The organism is Leucobacter manosquensis (assembly GCF_018304845.1).
GTDB classification, from domain to species: domain Bacteria; phylum Actinomycetota; class Actinomycetes; order Actinomycetales; family Microbacteriaceae; genus Leucobacter; species Leucobacter alluvii.
Genome location: NZ_JAFEVO010000001.1, coordinates 1,362,953 through 1,383,841, shown reverse-complemented (window position 1 = coordinate 1,383,841; position 20,889 = coordinate 1,362,953). Strand labels below are relative to the sequence as shown.

At 68.9% G+C, this 20,889-nt stretch carries 19 protein-coding genes; 5 read left to right on the top strand and 14 right to left on the bottom strand.

Going from position 1 to position 20,889, the window contains the following annotated elements:
* The first annotated feature begins 18 nt into the window (after positions 1–18).
* On the top strand, positions 19–654 hold the full coding sequence (locus JSQ98_RS06370; protein WP_211648856.1) for a hypothetical protein: 636 nt from the start codon (positions 19–21) through the stop codon (positions 652–654).
* Here the strand turns inward: JSQ98_RS06370 and JSQ98_RS06365 are convergent.
* Positions 648–2,207, bottom strand: coding sequence for a PucR family transcriptional regulator (locus JSQ98_RS06365; protein WP_211648854.1), 1,560 nt, complete (start codon positions 2,205–2,207; stop codon positions 648–650). The two genes, JSQ98_RS06370 and JSQ98_RS06365, sit on opposite strands and share 7 nt — an antisense overlap.
* 154 nt (positions 2,208–2,361) lie before the next feature.
* Between JSQ98_RS06365 and JSQ98_RS06360 the strand changes: the two genes are divergently transcribed.
* From JSQ98_RS06360 to JSQ98_RS15365, 3 genes are all read left to right on the top strand, one after another.
* Complete coding sequence (locus JSQ98_RS06360) at positions 2,362–3,585, top strand: CaiB/BaiF CoA transferase family protein (RefSeq protein ID WP_211648852.1); 1,224 nt, start codon at positions 2,362–2,364, stop codon at positions 3,583–3,585.
* 48 nt (positions 3,586–3,633) lie between these two features.
* A complete protein-coding gene (locus JSQ98_RS06355; RefSeq protein ID WP_090150945.1) occupies positions 3,634–4,797 on the top strand; it encodes an acyl-CoA dehydrogenase family protein in 1,164 nt (387 codons plus the stop codon).
* Positions 4,798–4,907: 110 nt separating this feature from the next.
* Positions 4,908–6,011: a CPBP family intramembrane glutamic endopeptidase gene (locus JSQ98_RS15365; protein WP_346728726.1), complete on the top strand. Its 1,104-nt coding sequence runs from the start codon at positions 4,908–4,910 to the stop codon at positions 6,009–6,011.
* Here JSQ98_RS15365 and JSQ98_RS06345 read toward each other — a convergent pair.
* The 6 genes from JSQ98_RS06345 to mtnA all read right to left on the bottom strand — a co-directional run bounded on the left by JSQ98_RS06345 (position 5,951) and on the right by mtnA (position 12,453).
* The gene (locus JSQ98_RS06345; protein ID WP_211648850.1) at positions 5,951–6,466 is read right to left on the bottom strand and encodes a cupin domain-containing protein; all 516 of its coding nucleotides are present in this window, start codon (positions 6,464–6,466) and stop codon (positions 5,951–5,953) included. The genes JSQ98_RS15365 and JSQ98_RS06345 overlap by 61 nt on opposite strands.
* Positions 6,463–7,377, bottom strand: a complete 915-nt coding sequence (locus JSQ98_RS06340) for an ABC transporter permease (protein WP_090150938.1) — start codon at positions 7,375–7,377, stop codon at positions 6,463–6,465. Before JSQ98_RS06340 ends, JSQ98_RS06345 begins: the two co-directional genes overlap by 4 nt.
* The gene (locus JSQ98_RS06335; protein ID WP_211648849.1) at positions 7,374–8,600 is read right to left on the bottom strand and encodes an ABC transporter permease; all 1,227 of its coding nucleotides are present in this window, start codon (positions 8,598–8,600) and stop codon (positions 7,374–7,376) included. The genes JSQ98_RS06340 and JSQ98_RS06335 overlap by 4 nt, the downstream gene beginning before the upstream one ends.
* Positions 8,597–10,198, bottom strand: a complete 1,602-nt coding sequence (locus tag JSQ98_RS06330) for an ABC transporter ATP-binding protein (RefSeq protein ID WP_211648847.1) — start codon at positions 10,196–10,198, stop codon at positions 8,597–8,599. Before JSQ98_RS06330 ends, JSQ98_RS06335 begins: the two co-directional genes overlap by 4 nt.
* Positions 10,199–10,321: 123 nt before the next feature.
* A complete protein-coding gene (locus JSQ98_RS06325; protein ID WP_090150926.1) occupies positions 10,322–11,374 on the bottom strand; it encodes a BMP family ABC transporter substrate-binding protein in 1,053 nt (350 codons plus the stop codon).
* A gap of 35 nt (positions 11,375–11,409) precedes the next feature.
* Positions 11,410–12,453: an S-methyl-5-thioribose-1-phosphate isomerase gene (gene mtnA, locus JSQ98_RS06320; RefSeq protein WP_211648845.1), complete on the bottom strand. Its 1,044-nt coding sequence runs from the start codon at positions 12,451–12,453 to the stop codon at positions 11,410–11,412.
* Between the two features lie 470 nt (positions 12,454–12,923).
* On the opposite strand from mtnA, the gene phoH2 reads away from it, so the two are divergent.
* Positions 12,924–14,231 (top strand): RNA 5'-3' helicase PhoH2, encoded by a 1,308-nt coding sequence (phoH2, locus tag JSQ98_RS06315; protein WP_234037467.1) that lies wholly within the window; start codon positions 12,924–12,926, stop codon positions 14,229–14,231.
* Positions 14,232–14,279: 48 nt separating this feature from the next.
* On the opposite strand, the gene JSQ98_RS06310 is transcribed toward phoH2, so the two are convergent.
* The 7 genes from JSQ98_RS06310 to JSQ98_RS06280 all read right to left on the bottom strand — a co-directional run bounded on the left by JSQ98_RS06310 (position 14,280) and on the right by JSQ98_RS06280 (position 20,830).
* Positions 14,280–15,038 carry an SGNH/GDSL hydrolase family protein gene (locus JSQ98_RS06310; RefSeq protein ID WP_249290762.1) on the bottom strand — a complete coding sequence of 253 codons (759 nt, stop codon included), beginning with the start codon at positions 15,036–15,038 and terminating at the stop codon, positions 14,280–14,282.
* Between the two features lie 130 nt (positions 15,039–15,168).
* Positions 15,169–16,602, bottom strand: coding sequence for a class II fumarate hydratase (locus tag JSQ98_RS06305; RefSeq protein ID WP_211648843.1), 1,434 nt, complete (start codon positions 16,600–16,602; stop codon positions 15,169–15,171).
* A 58-nt stretch (positions 16,603–16,660) separates the two neighbouring features.
* Positions 16,661–17,344 carry a carbonic anhydrase gene (locus JSQ98_RS06300; RefSeq protein WP_211648841.1) on the bottom strand — a complete coding sequence of 228 codons (684 nt, stop codon included), beginning with the start codon at positions 17,342–17,344 and terminating at the stop codon, positions 16,661–16,663.
* Positions 17,341–18,024 carry a DUF4245 family protein gene (locus JSQ98_RS06295; RefSeq protein ID WP_211648840.1) on the bottom strand — a complete coding sequence of 228 codons (684 nt, stop codon included), beginning with the start codon at positions 18,022–18,024 and terminating at the stop codon, positions 17,341–17,343. The genes JSQ98_RS06300 and JSQ98_RS06295 overlap by 4 nt, the downstream gene beginning before the upstream one ends.
* A 3-nt stretch (positions 18,025–18,027) precedes the next feature.
* Positions 18,028–18,267, bottom strand: a complete 240-nt coding sequence (locus JSQ98_RS06290) for an exodeoxyribonuclease VII small subunit (RefSeq protein ID WP_211648839.1) — start codon at positions 18,265–18,267, stop codon at positions 18,028–18,030.
* Positions 18,268–18,311: 44 nt separating this feature from the next.
* Entirely contained in the window at positions 18,312–19,346 is a 1,035-nt protein-coding gene (locus JSQ98_RS06285) for an ABC transporter permease (RefSeq protein ID WP_211648838.1), read from the bottom strand.
* A gap of 11 nt (positions 19,347–19,357) precedes the next feature.
* Complete coding sequence (locus tag JSQ98_RS06280) at positions 19,358–20,830, bottom strand: ATP-binding cassette domain-containing protein (protein ID WP_090150903.1); 1,473 nt, start codon at positions 20,828–20,830, stop codon at positions 19,358–19,360.
* Positions 20,831–20,889: the final 59 nt, after the last annotated feature.

The following is a 20,889-nucleotide window of genomic DNA, read 5'->3' as shown; positions in this document are numbered from 1 at the left end:
CGCCGCTACGCTGACGCCATGTCGACACTGAGGGATCCGGTGGGGCCGAAAGACCGCAAGGTGTACGTCCGCCGTCGGCTGATCGTGCTGCTGGTGCTGCTCGCCGTGGTCGCGGTCGTCGTGCTGATCATCGTGCGACCGGGGTCGAGCGGGGGCGTGGCCAGCGCGGGCGAGGTCGAAGTGCCCAAAGACCTCGTCGAATCCCCGGCACCGGATTCCGACGACGCCGACGGCGCCGGAGACGACGACGTCGCAGCCTGCAGCGCGGGCCAGTTCTCGGTGACCCCGGCGACCGACAAGGGGGACTACGCCGCGGGTGAGCTGCCTCAGCTCTCGCTCAGCGTCGAGAACACTGGCGAGGAGCCGTGCTCCGCCGACCTCGGCAGCGCGAACCTGCAGTTCGTCATCGTCAGCGGTGATGACGAGGTGTGGCGGTCGGTGGATTGCCAGGAGAACGCGGAGCACCTCGCCGTGATCCTCGAACCCGGCAAGCCACTCGACACCGAAGCGATTCCCTGGGATCGCACCCGTTCGAGCCCCGAGACCTGCGACATCTCCCGCGATCCAGTCGCCGCTGGCGGCGCGTCGTATCACCTCCGCGCCACCGCCGCTGGAACGCAGGGCACGGGCACCGCTCAGTTCCTGCTCTACTGAGACCGCTCCGGCGCGACGGCCGCCTCGAGTCGCAGCGCGATCCAGAGCTCCGCCCGGTCGTCGGGATCGCTGACGGAGCGGGCGGTCACGCGCTCGATGCGGGCGACGCGATCGCGAAGCGTGTTGCGGTGGATCCCGAGGGTTGCCGCCGTTGGGCCTCGCTGACCGTTCGCGGCGAAGAGCGCATGGAGCGTCTCGCGAAGCATGGCGCGATCCTCGGCGCTCATCGCATCCGGGGCGAGCGCGTCGTATGACTCGCAGAGCGGGCCGAGTACGCGCTGCGACATCGGTGCGACGCCGGATCCCGCCGCGCCCATGCCCGCATTAGACCCTGTGGCGTCGCGGGCGTCTGCGGCGTCGAGCTCCAGGAGGGCTTCGAGAATCGGCGTATCGCGATCCGCCCAGATGACCGCTGGCACCCGCGGCGCCGTGTAGAGGGGCGCGGTGGGGGAGAGGGCGCGCAATCGGCCCGCCGCCGACCGCCGGCTCTGCACGGCGTCTGCGAGCGGTGACGGGCGGCCGACGACGACATCGAGGTTGTACGACGCGGCGGTCGCGAGTGCAGTGTCGAGCGCTCCGGGGTGGTCGTCGACGATCTGCCAGGCGCGGCCGACGCCCGGCGCGGGGGCCGGGGCATCGTTGGGGGCGACGAGCCGGTCGAGACCCGAACGCGGCTTCCTGCGCCACGATGCCAGATCTTCCGCCGTGCCCTGCACGGCGAGCACGCGCACGCGACCCGGAGGCTCGAGACCGGGCGCGAGGATCCCGATCCCGTGGACGGCCGAGCCCCGCGCGAGGAGCGCAGCGGTCAATCGTTCCCATCGCTCCCGCTCTCGGGCATTCTCGGCTCGGTTCTCGCCCAGGGCGAGGCCGAGCACCATGGCGCCCGCTGCGACGATCGAGCGCCCCTCCGCCGAGAGCGGGGACCCGCCCGCGATGGCCAGCTGAAAACGGCCGCCGGCGTCGAGGTCGATGACCTCGGCCTCGGCCGCCTCCGCGGCGGAGGCGAATCCGGCGGTGGCCGCGAGCGTGCCGCCGTCGGATCCCAGCAGCGCGAGGTGCTTGCCGGTCGCTTGAGCGAGGCTCGCGAGCACCTCGGCGGGTTGCTGCTCCCCGCGCGCGCCCTCGAGCAGGCGCTGCTGGGCCTGCAGCGCCCCGCGCGCAGCACCGAGATCGTCAGCGCGCAAGAGCTCGGCGACGGCCTTGCTCACCGCGATGAAGGGGACGGGAAGCGGGACTTCGAAGAGCGCGACCCGGTACGCACTCGCCGCCTGGACGAGGGGTTTCGGGATGCGCTCGTGATTGACTCCGATCCCGAAACCGATGGCGGCGACGCGCGCCCGATTGAGGCCGGCGACGAAGTCGCGCCACCGGCGGTCATCGTGCGCGAGGGCGAGCCCGGTGGTCAGCACGATCTCTCCGCCTTCGAGGTACGAACCGAGGTCGAGCAGCTCGGTGTTCGACACCCACGTGATCGTGGGATCGCCCGCGCCCGATTGCACGAGGCGCAGGTGCAGGTGGGGTATCGCGAGGAGCTGCGAGAAGGCGACCATGATGCGATTCTTGCACAGGTCACACCCGTTGGGATATGCAAGCCTGCCGCGGGCAGCGGGCAGGCCTGCGCCTACACTGGCGGTACGGGAACGGCGCACCGCACCGACGTCCGCTCCGCCCCCGCACGAGCAGCAGACGATGAGGAGCGCACCGATGACGGGCACCGGGCAGCCGAGGCATGAGAACGAATCCACCGAACGCGTGCCGCAGGGGGCCCTCCACGGCATCCGCGTCGCGGACTTCTCACGAGTGCTGGCCGGTCCGCACGCGACGATGATCCTCGCCGATCTCGGCGCCGATGTCATCAAGATCGAGAGCCCGGAGGGCGATGGCACCCGCCAGTGGAACCCTCCGGTCAACGCGGTCGGGCAGAGCACCTACTTCGCGGGGGTCAACCGAGGCAAGCGCTCCGTCGTCTGCGATCTGCGCGACGCAGCAGGGCTCGCTCGCGCACGCGAACTCGCCCGCACGGCAGACGTCGTCATCGAGAACTTCAAGCCGGGCACGATGGAGAGATTCGGCCTCGGATACGACGCCGTCGCGGCCGAGAACCCCGGAGTGGTGTTCTGCTCGATTTCAGGATTCGGCGACACCGAGGGGCGCGACCTCCCGGGGTACGATCTGCTCGTGCAGGCCGTCGGCGGCTTGATGAGCATCACGGGCCAGGCCGACGACGCCGGGGGAGAGCCGACCAAGGTCGGCGTGGCCCTCGTCGACATCCTCACCGGTCTCAACTCCGTGATCGGGATCCAGGCGGCGCTCCGCGCTCGCGACTCCGCGGAGTCTCCCACCGCCGGTCGCGGTCAGCACGTCAAAGTCACACTGCTCGGATCGCTGCTCTCGGCGCTCGCGAACCAGGCGTCCTCCACCCTCGAGACGGGCGTCGCGCCCGGTCGAATGGGCAACGCGCACCCGTCGATCGCGCCGTACGAGACCTTCGCCGCCGCCGATCAGTCGATCGCCCTCGCTGTCGGCACTGACGGGCAGTTCGCGCGGCTCTGCGACGTGCTCGGCATCGCCGAACTCGCCCGTGATGATCGCTTCGCCACGAACCCGCAGCGCGTCGCACACCGGGTCGAGCTGCGCACAGAGCTCGAGACGGCATTGAGGGAGCGATCCGCAGCCGACTGGATCGCCGCCTTCACTGCCGCCAGCATCCCCGCCGGCCGTGTCAACTCCATCGCGCAGGCACTCGACCTCGCCGAATCACTCGGCCTGGAACCGGTCGCGGCGACCGCGGCGACGGCTCCCGACGGTTCCGAGCAGACGGTGCGCTCCGTGGCGACGCCGATCTCGCTCTCGGAGACGCCGGCCCGCTACGAGGTGCCGCCGCCGGGCATCGGCGAGCACCAGGACGCCAGCTGGCTCCCGCGGTAAACGCACCCCATTCTCACCCCTTCGCCCGAACCTTCCCCGAGGAGCACCATGACCACCACCATCGATCAGCTGTTCGACGTCGCCGACTTCGTCACCGAGGAAGAGCGCGAGTGGCAGCTCAAAGCCCGTGAGTTCGCGCAGACGCGCATTCGCCCCATCATCGACCAGGCCTTCGAAGATCGCCGCCTCCCCGTGGAACTGCTGCCCGAGGTCGGCGAGTTCGGGGCGTTCGGCATGTACCTCGACGGCTACGGCCTGCGCGGCGCATCCTCCGTCGCCTACGGCCTGGTCGCCATGGAATTCGAGGCGGTCGACTCCGGCTTCCGCACCGCACTCTCCGTGCAGGGCTCGCTCGCGATGGGTGCGATCTACAAGTTCGGCTCGGAAGAGCAGAAGCAGCGCTGGCTGCCGCTCATGGGCCGCGGCGAAGCGATCGGCTTCTTCGGGCTGACCGAACCGCAGGGCGGCTCCGACCCCAACACCATGCTGACGACCGCGCGACGCGAGGGCGACGAGTGGGTGCTGAACGGCAAGAAGCGCTGGATCGGCCTCGCCACCATCGCGCAGCTCGGCGTCATCTGGGCGAAGGACGACGAGGGCATCGTGCGCGGCTTCATCGTGGAGACCGACACCCCCGGCTTCACCGCCACCGCGATCGAGAACAAGCTGTCGATGCGGGCCTCGCTGCAGACCGAAATCGTGCTCGAAGACGTGCGCATTCCGGCCGATGCGATCCTCCCCGGCTCGAAGGGGCTCTCGTCGCCGTTCAAATGCCTGAACGAGGCGCGCTACGGCATCGCGTGGGGCGTCATGGGCGCGGCCCGATCCTGCCTCGAGGTCGCAGTCGAGCGCTCGCAGACCCGCGAGGTCTTCGGTGCGCCCATCGGAGGCAAGCAGATCATCCAGGCGAAGCTCGCCGACATGTTCCTCGAGTACCAGAAGGGCCTGCTGCTCGCACTGCACCTCGGGCGTCTGAAGGATGCTGGCAACCTCACCTACGGGCAGATCTCCGTCGGCAAGCTGAACAATGTGCGCGAGGCCATCAAGATCGCCGGTGCCGCCCGCTCGATTCTCGGCGGCGACGGCATCACCTCGGAGTTCCCCGTCATGCGCCACATGGCGAACCTCGAGTCGGTGCGCACCTACGAGGGCACGGACGAGGTGCACCAGCTGGTCATCGGACGCGAGCTGACGGGTATCGCAGCCTTCTAGTCGGTCGGGCGGGCGCAGCCTCGATTCGCCCTCCTGCCTGCCCCTCCCGGTGTCGTGGCCGCGCGGATCGCCCGTGAGCTAGGGTGACTGGCGGACGGAAGGAGCACGTGGTGGACGTGAAACGGGTGAGGGCGGCGACGGCAGGCCGGGTCGGGAGCTCAGATCGGGCGGACCGCCTCGAGCGGGTGCCGTGGGCGGCGGTCGCCGTGTTCGTGGTGCTGTCGTTCGGTCTCGCCTGGCTGATCGCGATGCCGCTCTGGCGCATGGGCGCCGACGCCGACGCATACACGCTGTGGTTCGGCCTCCTCGCGGCAGCGATGATGTTCACCCCGGCGATCGCAACCGCGGTGGCGCTCTTCGTGATGCGTGCGCCGCGACGGGAGCGCCTCCGCTTTCTCGGCATGTGGCCCCTGCGCCCGGCGCGCCGGGTCGTCTGGTTCACGGTCGCAGCACTCGTCGCGCCGCTCATCGTCGTGCTGGCCGCCGTCGGCGTATCGGTGCTGTTCGGCTGGGCGCGCCTCGACCTCGTGAACTTCTCCGGTTTCCAGGCGACCCTCGACGCGCAGTTCGCCTCGCTCGACGCCGAGACCGCCGAGCTCGCACAGGAGAGCATGCCGCCGCTCGGATGGCTCGTCGCTCTGCAGGTGCTGCTCGTGCCGATCGGCGGCCTCGCGAACAGCCTGCTGGCGTTCGGGGAGGAGATCGGATGGCGGGGATGGCTGCTCACGGCGCTGCGTCCGCTCGGCACTTGGCCGGCGATCGTCATCACCGGGGTGATCTGGGGGCTCTGGCACTCGCCCCTCATCCTGCTCGGGTACAACTTCGGGCTCACCGACTGGCGGGGCGTCGCTCTCATGACCGGAGGCTGCGTGGCGTGGGGCGCGCTGCTCGCCTGGTCGCGATTGCGCAGCGGGTCGGTATGGCCGGCAGTGATCGGCCACGGGGCGCTCAACGCCTCTGCCGGCATGATCGTGGTGCTCGCGGCCGCAGATGCGCCGATCGATCCCGCGCTGGCCATGCCGTTGGGGGTATCGGGGTGGATCGTGATCGCGGTCGTGGTGGCGGTGCTCGTCGCCACGGGGCAGTTCCGCGAGGATCACCAGCCCCCGCTCGGCCCGCGCGCCCGACGAGGAAGCGGAGAGGGCGGCGCGACCTATGACGCTGCAGGCTCTGAGCGCGTCAACGCGACGATGCGGTCCGAAACGTCGGGGTAGCGCGCGCACAGCGCGTCGCGCTCGCCGAGTGCGAATCCGTTCCACGCGAACGGGGGCGACATCGTCGTGCCGACCAGGCTCCACGCTCCGAGCGATGAGGAGCCCTGCATGACGCCGGCCGGCACGACGAGCTGGGGCAGCTGGCCGGCATCCGGGTCAGGGCCCAGCAGCCGCTCCTCGGCGCGGCCGTCGGGGTGCAGGAGGAGTACTCGCATCGGGTCGCCGGCGTACCAGTGGTACACCTCGACCGAAGCGAGAGCGTGCAGCGCCGAGAAGTCCGGGTCGGCCAGCAGGTAGTAGATCGCGCTCGAGTGGTCGTCGAGGTGCATGCGGCGGAAGAGGCCGCCCTCGTGCTCGAGCGGTTCGAGCGAGAGGCGCTCGACCCAGCGCGCCGCCTCCTCAGGGAGCGGAGGCGTGTCGGAGCGGTGCGCGGGGGACGCCGGTGACGCGTTCACGCGAGCGCGGCTTCGCGGGTCTTGCGGAACCGCTTGCTGAGCAGGATGAGCACAATGAGCGTCACGACGTACGGGCCGGCGTCGGTCAACTGCTGCGGCAGGCCGAACGACTGCAGGCGGAATCCGATGGCGTCCGCGAAGCCGAAGAGCAGCGCGGCGCCGAGCACTCCGACGGGATGGGCGCGGGCCAGCATCACGGCGACCACGGCGATCCATCCGCGACCGGCCGACATGTTCTCGGTGAACTGCACCACATTTCCGAGGGCGAGCTGCGCTCCGCCGAGCCCGGCGAGCGCGCCGGAGACGATGACGGCACCCAGCTGGTACCGCTGCGGGTCGACGCCCATGGTGGCCGCGGCGAGCGGGCGTTCACCGACGCCGCGCAGACGGAGGCCGAGGGGGGTGCGGAAGAGCACGATCCAGAGCGTCGGCACCAGCAGCAGCGCGAGGTACCCGAGCGGTGTCAGCGCGAAGAGCTGGCCGATCCAGGGGATGTCGGCGAGCACGGGGATGCGCCACACGGGAATGCCGACGATGCCCGGATCCTGGAACACGCCCTGCACGTCGAAGATCGCGACGAGGAGGAAGCTCGTCATGCCGACGGCGAGGATGTTCATGGCGACCGCGAGAACGATCGGGTCGCCCTTGCGGTAGACCGCACCGTACCCCAGGATGAGCGAGAACAGCGCCCCGGCGATCATGGCGACGATCACTCCGAGCAGCCAACTGTGCGTGAAGAACGATGCCGCGACACCGGCGAATGCGCCGACGAGGATCATGCCCTCGAGGCCGATGTTGAAGATGCCGGCCCGTTCGGCGATCATGCCGCCGAGTGCGGCGAGCAGGATCGGGATGAGCGACCGGAGGACGGACCCGATGAGGTCCTGGTCGAAGAGTTCGAGGACGTTCATCGATCCGACTCCTTCGTCTCGGTGCCGGCACCGGGCACCGGAGCATGCGGTTCGGCGATCGCCGCCGCGTTCAACGGCGGCTCGGCCGCCGCCGGCCCCGAGGATGCTCCGTCAGCGGAGCCGCGTCTGCGGAACCGGGGAAGCGCCACGCGGAACGCGAGCAGTACGATGACGAGCGCTTGAATCACGGCGGCGATCTGCGGCGAGAGCCCGAGTTCGCGTCCCATCGCATCGCTGCCGACCATGATCGCCGCGAAGAACAGACCGGCGATGGCCGTGCCGATGGGACGGTAGAGGGCCAGCAGCGTGACGAGCAGCGCGGTGAAGGCGTAGTTCGTCTGCACGAAGTACCCCTCGATGAGTCGGGTGCTCGGGGCCCCGATGATGAGCATGACGCCGAAGAGCCCGGCGAGGCCGCCGGAGAGCGCCATCGTGCGCGTGACGAGCGGGCCCGGCTTCACGCCTCCGTAGCGCACGAATTCCGCGTTCTGGCCGCTGAGACCCGACTCGAAGCCGAACCGGGTGCGACGATTCACGAAGACGGCGCCCGCGATGACGACGATGAGCACGATGATCGACCAGTTGACTCCGGTGAGCACCGCGGTGACCGGGCTCGTGGGCCCGAACGTCGATCGCAGCGTCTCGGCGAAGGCGGAATCCTTCGGCACGAGCATGCCGAGCTGCACCTCGGGTCGCAGCTGCTGGGTCGCGACGAGGTCCGTGCTCGGGTCGTTCAACTGGAACCGGATCAGCCACGAGGAGAAGTAGCGAGCGGGGTAGTTCAGCAGCAGCGTCGAGAGCAGGATCGGCACCCCGAGCAGATTCTGGAGGAGCGCCGAGATGAGCCCCCACGCCGCGCCGGTCGCAATCGCGACGATGAAGGCGAGCGGCACGATGAGGATCGCCGGGCCAGGGACGTAGACCGCGACGATGCCGCCGGTCAGCGCCCCCAGGCCGGCCTGTCCCTCGGTGCCGAGGTTGAGCACTCCGGCACGGAAGGCGACCGCGATCGCGATGCCGATACCGATGATGGGAACGGCGCGCTGGAGCGTGTTCGCGAGTCCCGAACCGGTGCCGAACGATCCCTGGAGCATCGCGACGTATCCGCTGATCGGATCGACGCCTGCGATGAGCATGAAGCAGGCGCCAATGAGAAGGGCGAGTACCACCGAAACTGGGATGGGGCCTGCGAGCCAGCGACCCGCTGTGCGTGCGGCATTCATCGTGCGGTCCCCTTCTCGGTGACATCAGTGCGTGGAGCGTCGTCGGTGCGTTCGCGCAGCGCGTCGAACGATCCGGGTCGATGGCGCTCCTCGGGTGCGTGCCCTGCCATGTAGAGGCCGAGCAGCGCCTCGCTCGCTTCGGCTTTCGGCACCTCGGCCACGATGCGACCCTCGAACATCACGACGATACGCGACGAGAGCGACATGATCTCGCTCAGTTCGGCGGAGATCAGGAGCAGCGCGCCACCCGTGTCGCGGTACTCGCAGAGCTCCCGGTGAATCGATTCGATCGCTCCGATGTCGACGCCGCGCGTCGGCTGCTCGGCGATGAGCAGCGGAGAGCCGTAGTCGAGCTCACGAGCGACCACGACCTTCTGGAGGTTGCCGCCGGAGAGCGTGCCGACCCGCGTCGTCGGGCCAGCGATCTTGACGCCGAAACGGCTGATCAACCGTTTCGAGTGCTCGAGCATGGCCGATCGCGAGAGCAGGCCCCGCTTCAGGAGGGGGGCGCGCCGATGATGGCCGAGTGCGAGGTTGTCGATCGCGTCGGCACCGCCGGCACTGCCGACGGCATGGCGATCCTCCGGGATATAGGCGATTCCGCCGTCGCGACGCTGAGCGATCGACGAGGCGCTGAGATCGCGTCCCACGACCGACACGGTGCCCTCGTCGGCTTTGCGCATGCCGATGATCGCCTCGGCGAGTTCGACCTGGCCGTTGCCCGCGACGCCCGCGATGCCGACGACCTCGTTGCGGCGCACGAACACACTTGCATCCGAGACGGCGTCGCGCCCGCCCGACCCCGGCACGGTCAATCCGCGAACATCGAGCACCACGTCGCCCGGTGCGTGCGCGGGGGGCGGGGTGGCGAGGTTGACATCGCGACCGGTCATGTGGCGGGTGATCTCATCGGGAGAACTGGCGGCCGTGACGAGTTGCGCCACATTGCGCCCGTCGCGCAGCACGGTGACGCGGTCTGAGATGGCCATGACCTCGCCGAGCTTGTGGGTAATGAGGATGATCGTGCGTCCATCGGCTTTGAGCGCCCGGAGCACGTCGAAGAGACGCTCGGTCTCTTGCGGGGTGAGTACCGCGGTCGGCTCGTCGAGAATGAGCACGCGAGCCTCGCGGTAGAGCGCCTTCACGATCTCGACGCGCTGCAGCACGCCGACCGGCACGGAATCCACTCGCGCCGCGGGGTCGAGCGAGAGGCCGTAGCGCTCGGCGATCTCCGCAACGGCGCGGTTCGCCTCTGCGCGATCGATGAGCCCGCGCTTCTTCGGCTCGCTGCGGAACACGACGTTCTCCGCGATGGTGAGCGACGGGAAGAGTTTGAACGACTGGAACACCATGCCGATGCCGGCATCGATGGCGTCGAGGGGTGAGGAGAATTCTCGTCGCTCGCCCCTGATGTAGATCTCGCCCTCATCGGGCTGATAGACGCCGGCGAGCTGCGACATCAAGATCGACTTGCCCGCCCCGTTCTCGCCCATGAGCGCGTGGATCTCACCGGCTTCGACCTCGAAGTCGACGCGATCGTCGGCGAGTACGCCGGGGAAGCGCTTGGTGATCCCGCGCATCGAGACTTCGGCGACCATCCGTGTTCCTTTTCTTGGTGGTGCATGAAACTCGCCGGTTGAGCGAGCGCGGGAAGACGAGACCCAGGGTACTGCGAAACGGTCTCGACTTCGGCGCGCTCGGCTCAACCGGCGATCCGGGGGTTATGCGAGCGGGTCGGTGACCTTGATCTTGCCCGAGACGATGTCGTCGCGCGCCTGGGTCACCTCATCGAGCACATCCTGGTGCTCCATGATCGTGCACTGCGAATCAGCGGCATCCTCGGTGAGGCTGACGATGGTCATGCCCTCCTCCTTGAGACCGAAGGAGCTCGTCGCATCCTTCGAGCTCTTGCCGTCCATGATCTCGCCGACGACGGTCTCCACGACGCGGTTGACCGACTTCACCGTGCCGTCGACGACCGACCCGGGTGCGATCGGGCACTGGTTCGCGTCGACGCCGTAGGCGGAGAAGCCCTTTTCAGCTGCGGCCTCCATGATGCCGCCGTTCGAGGCAGCGCCGACGGCGAAGACCTCGTCCACGCCGCTCGCTGCGAACGCGAGGGCCTGCTCCTTGCCGCGCGCCGGATCGGCGAACGGGTTGTCGCCGCCGATGACCTGCGGAGCCACCGTGTCGACATCCTCGTTCACGCTCTTGGCGCCTTCGGCGAAGCCATCGGAGTACTTCTTCAGCAGTTCGTTGTCGACCGAGATGACCGAGCCGACCTTATTCGCCTCGGTGAGGAGCCCGGCTTCCATGCCGAGCAGGTACGACGGCTCCTGCTCGCGGAACGTCGCCTGGTAGAGGTTGTCGGGGGCGCCCTCGACGAACGTGTCGATGAGCATGAAGTTCTGCTGCGGGTTCTGCTCGGCGAGCTCCTTGGCGACGTCGCCGAACTGGAAGCCGAGCATCACGACGACCTCGGGAGCTTCGGCGATCGCGGCTTCCAGGTTGGAACGGCGCGTCGCATCGTCCTTCGATTCGAAGGTCTTCGCGGTGCCCTCGAAGGTCTCGGCGACCGATTCGATGCCGACCTTACCCGACTTCAAGAACTCGTTCTGGCCGATCGGATCGCTCGTGATGTAGATGAAGCTGGGGCCGTCGCTGGCCGCCTCATCCGAGGTGCCGCCGCCGCCGGAGCAGGACGTGAGCAGCAGTGCAGCGGATGCCGCGCCTGCGACGAGAGCCGCGCGAACGCGACGCTGGGTGAAGAACATGGGTGTTCCTTTCGAACGGGAGGGTTGGGGTGAGCTTACGAACGGAGTGACTCGAGCGACACGCTTTCGAGCGTCTCGCCGCGGCTGAGCAGGATCACCCGGCGCTCGGTGACGATCGCCGTGATGAGGTCGTGCGGGGTCACGTCGAAGGCCGGGTTCACGGCATCGATGCCCGCGGGGGCGGTGCGCGTGCCGCCGAACCCCACGACCTCGTCGACGCCGCGATCCTCGATCTCGATATCGGCTCCGCTCGCGGTGCGCATGTCGATCGTGGATTCTGGCGCGACGACGATGAAGGGCACTCCGGCGTGCTGCGCGGCGAGCGCGAGCGAGAACGACCCCACCTTGTTGGCGGTGTCGCCGTTGGCCGCGATGCGGTCGGCGCCGATGAAGACCGCGTCCGCGATGCCGCGCGAGAGCAGGAACGGGCCTGCGGAGTCGATCAGGAGCCGGAAGGGCGCCTGCATGCGTTCGAGCTCCCATGCGGTGAGGCGCGCGCCCTGCAGCAGCGGGCGCGTCTCGAGGGGGAGCGCCTCGATGAGGGAGCCCTGCTCGAAGAGCGTCTCGATCACGCCGAGCGCGGTGCCGCGCTCGACCGTCGCGAGACTGCCGGTATTGCAGATGGTCATCACGCTCACGCGATCCTTCGCCGCGAGCTCTCGCGTGAGGTCGGCGCCGCGCAGGCCCATCGAGATGCAGGCCGCGATGTCCTCGTCGCGGATGAGCACGGCCTCGTCGAGGATGGCGGCGGCGCCCGCGTCGAGCTTGGTCAGCGCGCGGTCGACGCCCCACGAGAGATTCACCGCGGTGGGGCGGGCCTCGCGAAGAATCGCGGCCTGGCGACGCACTTCGTCTCGGTCGAGCTCGTCATCGCCGTGCTCCGCCTGCACAGACGCTGCGATGAGCGCGACGCCGAACGCGCCTGCCACGCCGAGTGCCGGGGCGCCTCGCACCGCGAGCCGCTGGATGTCGTCGATCAGTTGCGGCAGCTCCGTGACGCGGTGCACCTCGACCCGTTGGGGGAGCAGGGTCTGATCGATGAGTTCGATGGCTCCGTCGACCCAGTCGATCGTGCGCAAGCGGTGCTCCTTTATCCGTCACAGTTTCGCCGCAGGGAATCGCTGATTGCTCTGGGAGTGCTGACGCCCCCACCCCGGGCTGCAGTATCGCAGCTCTCAGAATACCTGACGCTGACGCTCCTTCGAGCCTGCTGTCGGGGTTCCACAACCGGGTGCGGTTCAGTGCGCGGATGCGAGCCGTTGCCGAGCCGGTCATGCATCGTTCACGGATCGATATGCGTGTCGTATCGCGGGATGCGATTCCGTCGGCGTAGCGTGTGACGCATCGGGCAGGGTGCCCGATCGAGGAGGCCGGTCGGTCACCACCTCGAAGCCACTGGCCAACTCGCTGAGTCGGGGCGCTGCCCCGGTGCAGAGGAGCCATCGTGGCTGAGATCCAACACCCCGCAACCCCGGTTCCGGCGCTCGTCGAGGCGGAGCCCATCGCGTCGGGCCGCTCGTCGGCACTCCGGACGCCGAGTTCCCCCGAGCTGTCCGACGACACCCTGCAGCAGTTGCGCACGTACGTGCTCGACACGTCCGTCCTGCTGAGCGACCCGGCGGCGCTGTTCCGCTTCGCCGAGCACTCGGTGGTGCTGCCCGTCGTCGTCGTGATGGAGCTGGAGAAGAAACGGCACGATCCCGAACTCGGATACTTCGCGCGGCGCGCGCTGCGCATCCTCGACGAACTGCGGGGCAAACACCTGCGGCTCGACATCCCGGTTCCGGTGGGCGACGCCGGGGGCACCGTGCGCGTCGAGCTCAACCACACGAGCCTCGACGGGTTGCCGAGCGGCATGCGCCTCGGCGACAACGACACGAGAATCCTCGCGGTGGCGCAGAACCTCGCCTCCGACGGTCTCGACGTCACGGTGATCTCGAAGGATCTGCCGATGCGATTGAAGGCCGCAGCGCTCGGGCTCGGATCGGAGGAGTATCGCGCCGAGCTCGCTCGCGACGACGCCTACACGGGGATCGCATCGTTCGCGCTCGACGAGGAGCAGATGCGCGTGCTGTGGGAGGACGAGCGGCTCGACGACGTCGAGGCCGCCGCCGACCTGCCGCTCGGCACGGGGCTCGTGCTCACCTCGGCGCGCGGTTCGGCGCTCGGAAGAATCGACGGAGACCGGTCGCTGCACGTGGTGCGCGGCGACCGGGAGGTGTTCGGCGTGACGGGGCGCAGCGCTGAGCAGCGCCTCGCGATCGATCTGCTGATGGACCCGAAGGTGGGCATCGTCTCGCTGGGCGGCAGTGCTGGCACGGGCAAGTCGGCGCTCGCGCTCGCCGCAGGGCTCGAAGCCGTGCTCGAGCGACGGCAGCATCGCAAAGTGATGGTGTTCCGACCGCTCTACGCCGTGGGCGGCCAGGATCTCGGCTACCTGCCTGGCGACCACCAGGAGAAGATGAACCCCTGGGCCCAGGCGGTGTTCGACACCCTCGGCTCGATCGTCTCTCAGAACGTGCTCGACGAGGTGGTGGCGCGCGACCTCGTCGAGGTGCTGCCGCTCACGCACATCCGCGGGCGCTCGCTGCACGATGCCTTCGTGATCGTGGACGAGGCGCAGTCGCTCGAGCGGGGCGTGCTGCTGACCATGCTCAGCCGCATCGGCCAGAACTCGCGCGTCGTGCTCACGCACGATGTGGCGCAGCGCGACAACCTGCGCGTCGGTCGGTACGACGGAATCGCGGCGGTCATCGAGAAGCTGAAGGGGCATCGCCTGTTCGGTCACGTGACCCTGACCCGCTCCGAGCGAAGTGAGATCGCGGCCCTCGTCACGGATCTGCTCGACACCCCGTAGACGATGAGGCGACCGGCCGGGCGCGATGACCCGGCCGGTCTGACGCCGCTACCCGACGGTGGCGATCCGCTCCTCGACGAGCGGCCAGAAGGTGTCGGCCCACACCTCGTACCCGCGGTCGTTCGGGTGGAAGGCGTCCGCGGCGAACTCGGTGAGCACGCCCGCCACTCCGCGCTCCTGCGTGGCCCGGTGCAGCGGCACGACGCGCATGCCGAGATCGCCGGCGATGGCGTGAATCATGCGGTTCGCGACCCGCACCTTCCGCTCGTTCCACGGCAGATGGAAGCAGGGGAGCTCGCTCACGATCGTGTGCCTGGGCAGCGCCCCGAGAATCTGCGTCATGTTCCGGTGGAAGCGCACCGCATCCCACTCGGCGATGTCGTTCGCGCCGATCGCGATTGTGACAAGGTCGGGCTCATACGCGAGCACCTTCTCCGCTTTCGGCAGTTGATCGCGCAGGCACAGGGCCGTCGTGGCCCCCGAAACCGCGAGATTGACGACTTTGACGGGCTCGCCGGTGCTGGCCTCGATCCGGTCGATCAGCTGCCCGACGTAGCTGCGCCCGGGTGTCGACGCTCCGATGCCCTGCGCGGTCGAGTCGCCGAGCGCGAGGTATCTGAAGCCGCCCTTCTGCTTGCGCCGCTCCCGCCACCACTGGGCGGTCACCGGCTGCATCTCCGCGAGCTCCATCAGCGGGCGATTCACGCGGTCGTAGAGTCGCTGCCACCCGAGCAGGCGAGCCGCTGACGCGGCTCCCGAGCGGGCGAGGGCGCGCGCACCGTCGCGTGGAACTCCTGCAGGCATCATGGATTCAGCGTAGCGAGGGCGGCTGTCGCGGCGCATCTCCTTCGCGCCGGCGGCGACCCCGACCGAACGGCGACGGGCCCGGGATCGACGCACTGCGATCCCGGGCCCGTCGGCGGTGCCTGCGGTGAACCTACTTCGCGACGCCCGGGTGGGTCATCGACAGCAGATCGAGCGCCTGGTCGAGCGCCTCTTCCGAGACCTCGCCGCGCTCAACGTACCCGAGGTCGACGACCGCCTCCCGCACCGTGATGCCCTTCTTGACGGAGTGCTTCGCGATCTTCGCGGCGGCTTCGTAACCGATGAGGCGGTTGAGCGGTGTCACGGTCGACGGGCTCATGCCGGCGAGGGCGGCGGCGCGCTCGAGGTTGGCCTCCAGACCGGCGACCGTCTTATCGGCGAGCACCGTCGAAGCGTTCGAGAGGAGACGGATCGACTCGAGCAGCGCGGTGCCCATGACCGGGATCTGCACGTTGAGCTCGAATGCTCCGGATGCGCCGGCCCACGCGATGGTCGCGTCGTTGCCGATGACCCGAGCGCACACCATGAGCACGGCTTCGGGAATCACCGGGTTGACCTTGCCCGGCATGATCGACGAGCCCGGCTGCAGGTCGGGGATGTGCAGTTCGGCGAGGCCCGTGTTGGGGCCCGAACCCATCCAGCGGATGTCGTTGTTGATCTTCGTCAGCGACACGGCGATGGTGCGCAGGGCTCCGGATGCCTCGACGAGCCCGTCGCGGTTCGCCTGCGCTTCGAAGTGGTTGCGCGCTTCGGTGATCGGCAGGCCGCTCGACTGCGCGATCTCGGCGATGACCTTCTCGGGGAACCCGAGCGGCGTGTTGATGCCCGTGCCGACGGCCGTGCCGCCCTGCGGCACCTCGGCGACGCGGGGGAGCGCAGCGTCGATGCGCTCGATGCCGTAGCGGATCTGGGCGGCGAATCCGCCGAACTCCTGTCCGAGGGTCACCGGCGTCGCGTCCATGAGGTGGGTGCGACCCGACTTCACGGCCGTCTTCCACAGCTCGGCCTTCGTCTCGAACGCCTCGGCCAGGTGCGCGAGCGCGGGCTTCAGCTGCTCGATGAGCGCTCCGGTGACCGCGATGTGCACGGACGTCGGGAAGACGTCGTTCGACGACTGCGAGGCGTTGACGTGGTCGTTCGGGTGCACGGGGGAGCCGAGGTGGCGCGTGGCGAGCGTCGCGAGGACCTCGTTCATGTTCATGTTCGAGGAGGTGCCGGAGCCCGTCTGGTACGTGTCGACCGGGAACATGTCGTGGTGATCGCCCGCGATGATCTCGTTGGCCGCCGCGACGACGGCCTGAGCGACCGAGGCGTCGAGGATGCCGAGATCGCCGTTCGCGATGGCGGCGGCGCGCTTGATGCGCGCGAGCGCGACGATCTGCGCGGGCTCGAGGCCCTTGCCCGAGATCGGGAAGTTGTCGACGGCGCGCTGCGTCTGGGCGGCGTACAGGGCGTCCTTGGGAACCCGCACCTCGCCCATGGTGTCGTGCTCGATGCGGTACTCGGTCTCGGCGCCGGCGGCGCTGCGATCTTCGGTCACAATCATCCTTCGTTTCGTGGATACTGCTCGTGGGTCGGAGAAGTTCGAGAGGCCCGTGCCTGGCTCACGCCGCGGCGACCGGCTCTGCCGCGGTGATGTCGAGGTGCCCGACGGCGCTCACGGCGACTGCGCGTCCCTCTGACAACTGATACTGGCAGCCGACGATGCCCAGCCGGCCAGCGGCCACGGCATCGCTGATGATGCGCGAACTGCGCAGCAGCTGGTTGACGGTCGCGGAGAGGTGCACGCGGCCGACGGCGTCGGCGTCGATGGCCGAGACGTCGACGTACGGGGTGTCGCGGTGCTCGCGGAGCCAGAGCTCCTGCACCGAGGGCAGGATCGGCGCGAGCGTGTTCTGCACCGCGATGGGAACAGCGGGGGGCTCCTGCTCCATCTGACCGATCGCCGCAGCGACGGCGCCGCACGAATCGTGGGCGAGCACGACGATCACGGCGACGCCGAGGTTCGCGACGGCGTACTCCATGGAAGCCGTGATGGATTCCGCCACCACGTGCCCCATGTTCCGGGCGATGAAGAGATCGCCGAGGCCGGCGTCGAAGATGATCTCGGCGGCGAGCCGGGAATCCGAGCAGCCGAAGAGCGCTGCGTCTGGCACCTGCCCGTTCGTGAGCTCGTTGCGGCGCTCGACGTCTTGCCTGGGATGCTGAGGGCCGCCGTCGATGAAGCGCCGGTTGCCGGCGACCAGTGCGTCCCAGGCCTGCTGCGGGGTGACTCTCGGGGCGGTCATTCGGTTCCCTTCGGTTCGGAGAGCGACTCGGCGACGTCCGTCGCCAGGTCGCGAAGCGTGGACGGTGCGTCGGTACCGTAGACGAGAATGGTGTCGTTCTCCCACTGCGCCTGAAGCGCGAAGAGCACATTGGAGTTGTCGGGATCCCGATCGCTGTGATCGTAGGTGATCCATTCGAGGCCGCCGAGCGATTCGTTGCCGGTCGGAGCTTGCTGTTCGAGCTGCTGCGCGATCCAGACGTCTTCGACGGGGGCGCCGTCCGGGGTGAACGCCTGCGTCACCGCGGCATAGGCCTCGCGGCCCGATTCCGCATCGACCGTGGTGTAGTTGATCTGCCAGGCGGTGACGCCATCGCTGCCGCGCAGTTCGGCCTGCTTCGCCTTCCACTCCTCGGGCACCTGCGGAGCGGCGAGCTCTCGGCCCGCGCTCGGAGCCGCCTCGGTCGCGAGCGACGCGACGTTCACCTCGTGATCCGCGAACCCGCCCGTGCAGCGGGGCACCATCAAGAAGATGACGAGCACCAGCCCGAGGCTCACGAGCAATGAGAAGACGAGGTTGTTGACCGTCTTGCGCTCCCGATAGAGCCGGCTGTCCCTCGCCTTGCGCGATGCGGTCTCGGCAGGGGTCTCGGGTCGGCCGAGCTCGGCGACCACCGCTGGCGTCTTGTGCTGCTTCGCCATCGGTTACGCGTCACCTCCGACGGATCCGTCGCCCGCGTTCTTCCGCGCCGCCTCGAGTCGCTGTCGCGCGCCGAGCAGCCATTCCTCGCAGCGCGACGCCAAGTTCTCGCCGCGCTCCCAGAGCTGCAACGATTCTTCGAGGGTCGCTCCGCCCTGTTCGAGGCGGCTGACCACCTGGATGAGCTCGTCGCGCGCTTCCTCATACGAGAGGGAGGCGGGATCCGGAACCACCGTATCTGCCATGCGTACGAGTCTACCCGGCGCTCCTGACACCGATGTCGACGGAGTCAGCGTCGCGGCGGGGCCTCCTCGCGCTCAGCGCCGTCCGCCGGATCCTGGGCGACGGCGCGCTTGCCGAGCTTCGCCCAGGACGATCGGATCATGCGCTGGATGGAGCTGTCGAGGGCCACCGCGATGATCAGGGTGGCGCCGACGAGGATCGTCTGCAGGAACGGCGACGCCTGCATGAACACCAGACCGGCGCGCAGCACGCGGAAGAAGAGGAGACCCGCGACGACGCCGCTGATGCGGCCGACCCCGCCCTCGAAGGCGACCCCGCCGAGCAGCACGACGGTGAGCACCTCGAGCTCCAGGCCCGATCCGATGTTCGGGTTCGCCGACTGCACCTTGGCCGAGAGGAACAGGCCGGCGAGTGCGGCGAAGGCCCCGGTCGCGACGAAGAGGAGGAAGCGGGAGCGCTGCACGTTGACGCCCATGAGGCGCGCGGCGCGCTCGTTCCCGCCGATCGCCTTGACCGACTTGCCGAAGGTCGTGTGGTTGAGCACGTACCATCCGAGCGCGATGACCGCGACGAGCGCGATGATCTGAATGGGGATCGGGCCCACCTTCAACGTGCCGATGCTGCGAAACGCCTCGGGGAGCTCTGCGCGCGGAATGGTGCGCCCATCGGAGAGCAGGAGTGCGAGCCCGCCCCAGACGCTGAGAGCGCCGAGCGTGACGACGAAGGAGTTGAGCCGCAGGTAGGCGATCAAGAACCCGTTGAGCGCCCCGGCGGCGACCCCGGTGGCCACGGCGGCGATGAAGCCGAGCAGTGTCGAACCGGTCGCGCTCATCGCGAGGCCACCGGTGATCGCGGACGCCGAGGCGACCGAGCCGACCGAGAGATCGATGGTGCCCGACATGATGAGGAATGCGGCGGGAATCGCGATCAATCCGAGTTCTGCTGCCTGCAGCAGGATGCTCTGCCCGTTGGCGAAGGTGAAGAAGTTGGGGCGGAGGATGGAGAAGACGGCGACGAGCACGATGAGAGCGAGGAAGATGCCGTTCTTCGCGGCGAAGATCTTGAGGCGTTCGGCGTTCATGAGGGGTCCGTTCAGGCGCGGGTCGGCTCGGCGATGGCGAGGAGCGAGGTCAGGAGGTCTTCGTTGAAGGTGCTTGATCGTGGGACGTCGACGAGCTGATCGCCCAGCATCGTGTAGGCGCGGTCGCAGAGGCTCGCGATCTCGTCGGACTCGCTCGACGCCACGAGGACTGCTGCGCCGCGGGCGGCGGCGGCTCGCGTCGCTTCGACGATGTCGAGCTTCGCGCCGACATCGACGCCCTGCGTGGGCTGCGAGAGGATCAGCAGCGCGGGTTGGGCGGGGTACAGCCACCGAGCGAGCAGATGCTTCTGCCGGTTGCCGCCTGAGAACTGCGAGATCTCGGCATCGGCCGAGGGGCCGCGGATGTCGAGGGCGCTGCGGGCGCGCTCATAGACCTCAGCACCCGATTTCGCCGATACCCACCATCCACGAGCCGCGCCTGCCGAGTGCCACGGGAGCATGACGTTGTCGAGCGCGGTTTCAGAGGCGATGAGTCCTTCGGTGTCGCGATCGGGTGGGACGAAGAAGACGCCGCGCTTGATGGCCTGCGCAGGTGAGGCGAAGCGCACGGGCGCCCCGCCCAGCGTGTAGGGCTGCGGAGTCTTGGCCGCCCCCGCGAGCTGCGCCGCGATGTCGAACTGCTCGCCGCCGGCCATGCCGAACAGGCCGACGACCTCCCCGGCGCGTGCGCGAACGGCTCCGCCGGGAGTGTCGATCGCGACGACCTCATCGCCGGGTGCGACGTGGGTGAAGTCGAGTGAGCGCAAGTCGGGAACGAGCGCATCCGCGAGCTTCGCGGGCGTGAAGTCGCTCGACGGTCCGTCCACGACGAGACGCCCGCCGCGAAGCACCACGATGCGCGTGCACACCTCCATGATGTCTGGCAGGCGATGCGAGACGTAGACGACGGCGATGCCGCGCTGCGCGAAGCCTCTGATGAGGTCGTGCAGCGCATCGGTCTCGGCCCGGCCGAGCGCTGCGGTTGGCTCGTCGAGCAGGAGCACCTTCATCTCGCCCGAGAGCATGCCGCGTGCGATATCCACGAGCTGCCGTTCACCGAGTCCGAGCGCTTCGACCGGGATCTCGAGCGGAATGTCGGCCCCGACAGCCGCGAGCGCCTGGCGTGCCTGGGCCCGCCGCTCCGCGACCCGGGGAGCTCTGCGTGCGAGAAAGAGGTTCTCGAGCACCGACATGTTCGGGGCGAGCGCAGGTTCCTGATGGATGACGGTCACTCCGTGCTGGGCGGCCTCGCGCGGGGTCAGCCGCTTGTCGATGCGTGCGCCGTCGATGCTGAACGCTCCGCTGCTCGCATCGATCACGCCCGTGGTCACGTTGAAGAGCGTGCTCTTGCCAGCGCCGTTGTGGCCGAGCAGTCCGACGATCTCGCCGGGGGCGATCGCGAACGTGATGTCTTCGAGTGCGCGTGTCGCACCGAAGTCGACGGTCACGCCGGTGTACTCGAGCCGATACTGATGGTCGACCATGCGGGGGTCCTCTCGTCGCACGCTACGGGGTCATCGGGGCGCACCTCGGCCTCTGGGCG

Excerpts from the sequence above, each read along its gene's own strand:
- JSQ98_RS06370 (WP_211648856.1), top strand. The coding sequence starts at position 19 with ATGTCGACACTGAGGGATCCGGTGGGGCCGAAAGACCGCAAGGTGTAC.
- JSQ98_RS06365 (WP_211648854.1), bottom strand. The coding sequence starts at position 2,207 with ATGGTCGCCTTCTCGCAGCTCCTCGCGATACCCCACCTGCACCTGCGC.
- JSQ98_RS06360 (WP_211648852.1), top strand. The coding sequence starts at position 2,362 with ATGACGGGCACCGGGCAGCCGAGGCATGAGAACGAATCCACCGAACGC.
- JSQ98_RS06355 (WP_090150945.1), top strand. The coding sequence starts at position 3,634 with ATGACCACCACCATCGATCAGCTGTTCGACGTCGCCGACTTCGTCACC.
- JSQ98_RS06340 (WP_090150938.1), bottom strand. The coding sequence starts at position 7,377 with ATGAACGTCCTCGAACTCTTCGACCAGGACCTCATCGGGTCCGTCCTC.
- JSQ98_RS06335 (WP_211648849.1), bottom strand. The coding sequence starts at position 8,600 with ATGAATGCCGCACGCACAGCGGGTCGCTGGCTCGCAGGCCCCATCCCA.
- JSQ98_RS06330 (WP_211648847.1), bottom strand. The coding sequence starts at position 10,198 with ATGGTCGCCGAAGTCTCGATGCGCGGGATCACCAAGCGCTTCCCCGGC.
- JSQ98_RS06325 (WP_090150926.1), bottom strand. The coding sequence starts at position 11,374 with ATGTTCTTCACCCAGCGTCGCGTTCGCGCGGCTCTCGTCGCAGGCGCG.
- JSQ98_RS06310 (WP_249290762.1), bottom strand. The coding sequence starts at position 15,038 with ATGATGCCTGCAGGAGTTCCACGCGACGGTGCGCGCGCCCTCGCCCGC.
- JSQ98_RS06305 (WP_211648843.1), bottom strand. The coding sequence starts at position 16,602 with ATGATTGTGACCGAAGATCGCAGCGCCGCCGGCGCCGAGACCGAGTAC.
- JSQ98_RS06300 (WP_211648841.1), bottom strand. The coding sequence starts at position 17,344 with ATGACCGCCCCGAGAGTCACCCCGCAGCAGGCCTGGGACGCACTGGTC.
- JSQ98_RS06295 (WP_211648840.1), bottom strand. The coding sequence starts at position 18,024 with ATGGCGAAGCAGCACAAGACGCCAGCGGTGGTCGCCGAGCTCGGCCGA.
- JSQ98_RS06290 (WP_211648839.1), bottom strand. The coding sequence starts at position 18,267 with ATGGCAGATACGGTGGTTCCGGATCCCGCCTCCCTCTCGTATGAGGAA.
- JSQ98_RS06285 (WP_211648838.1), bottom strand. The coding sequence starts at position 19,346 with ATGAACGCCGAACGCCTCAAGATCTTCGCCGCGAAGAACGGCATCTTC.
- JSQ98_RS06280 (WP_090150903.1), bottom strand. The coding sequence starts at position 20,830 with ATGGTCGACCATCAGTATCGGCTCGAGTACACCGGCGTGACCGTCGAC.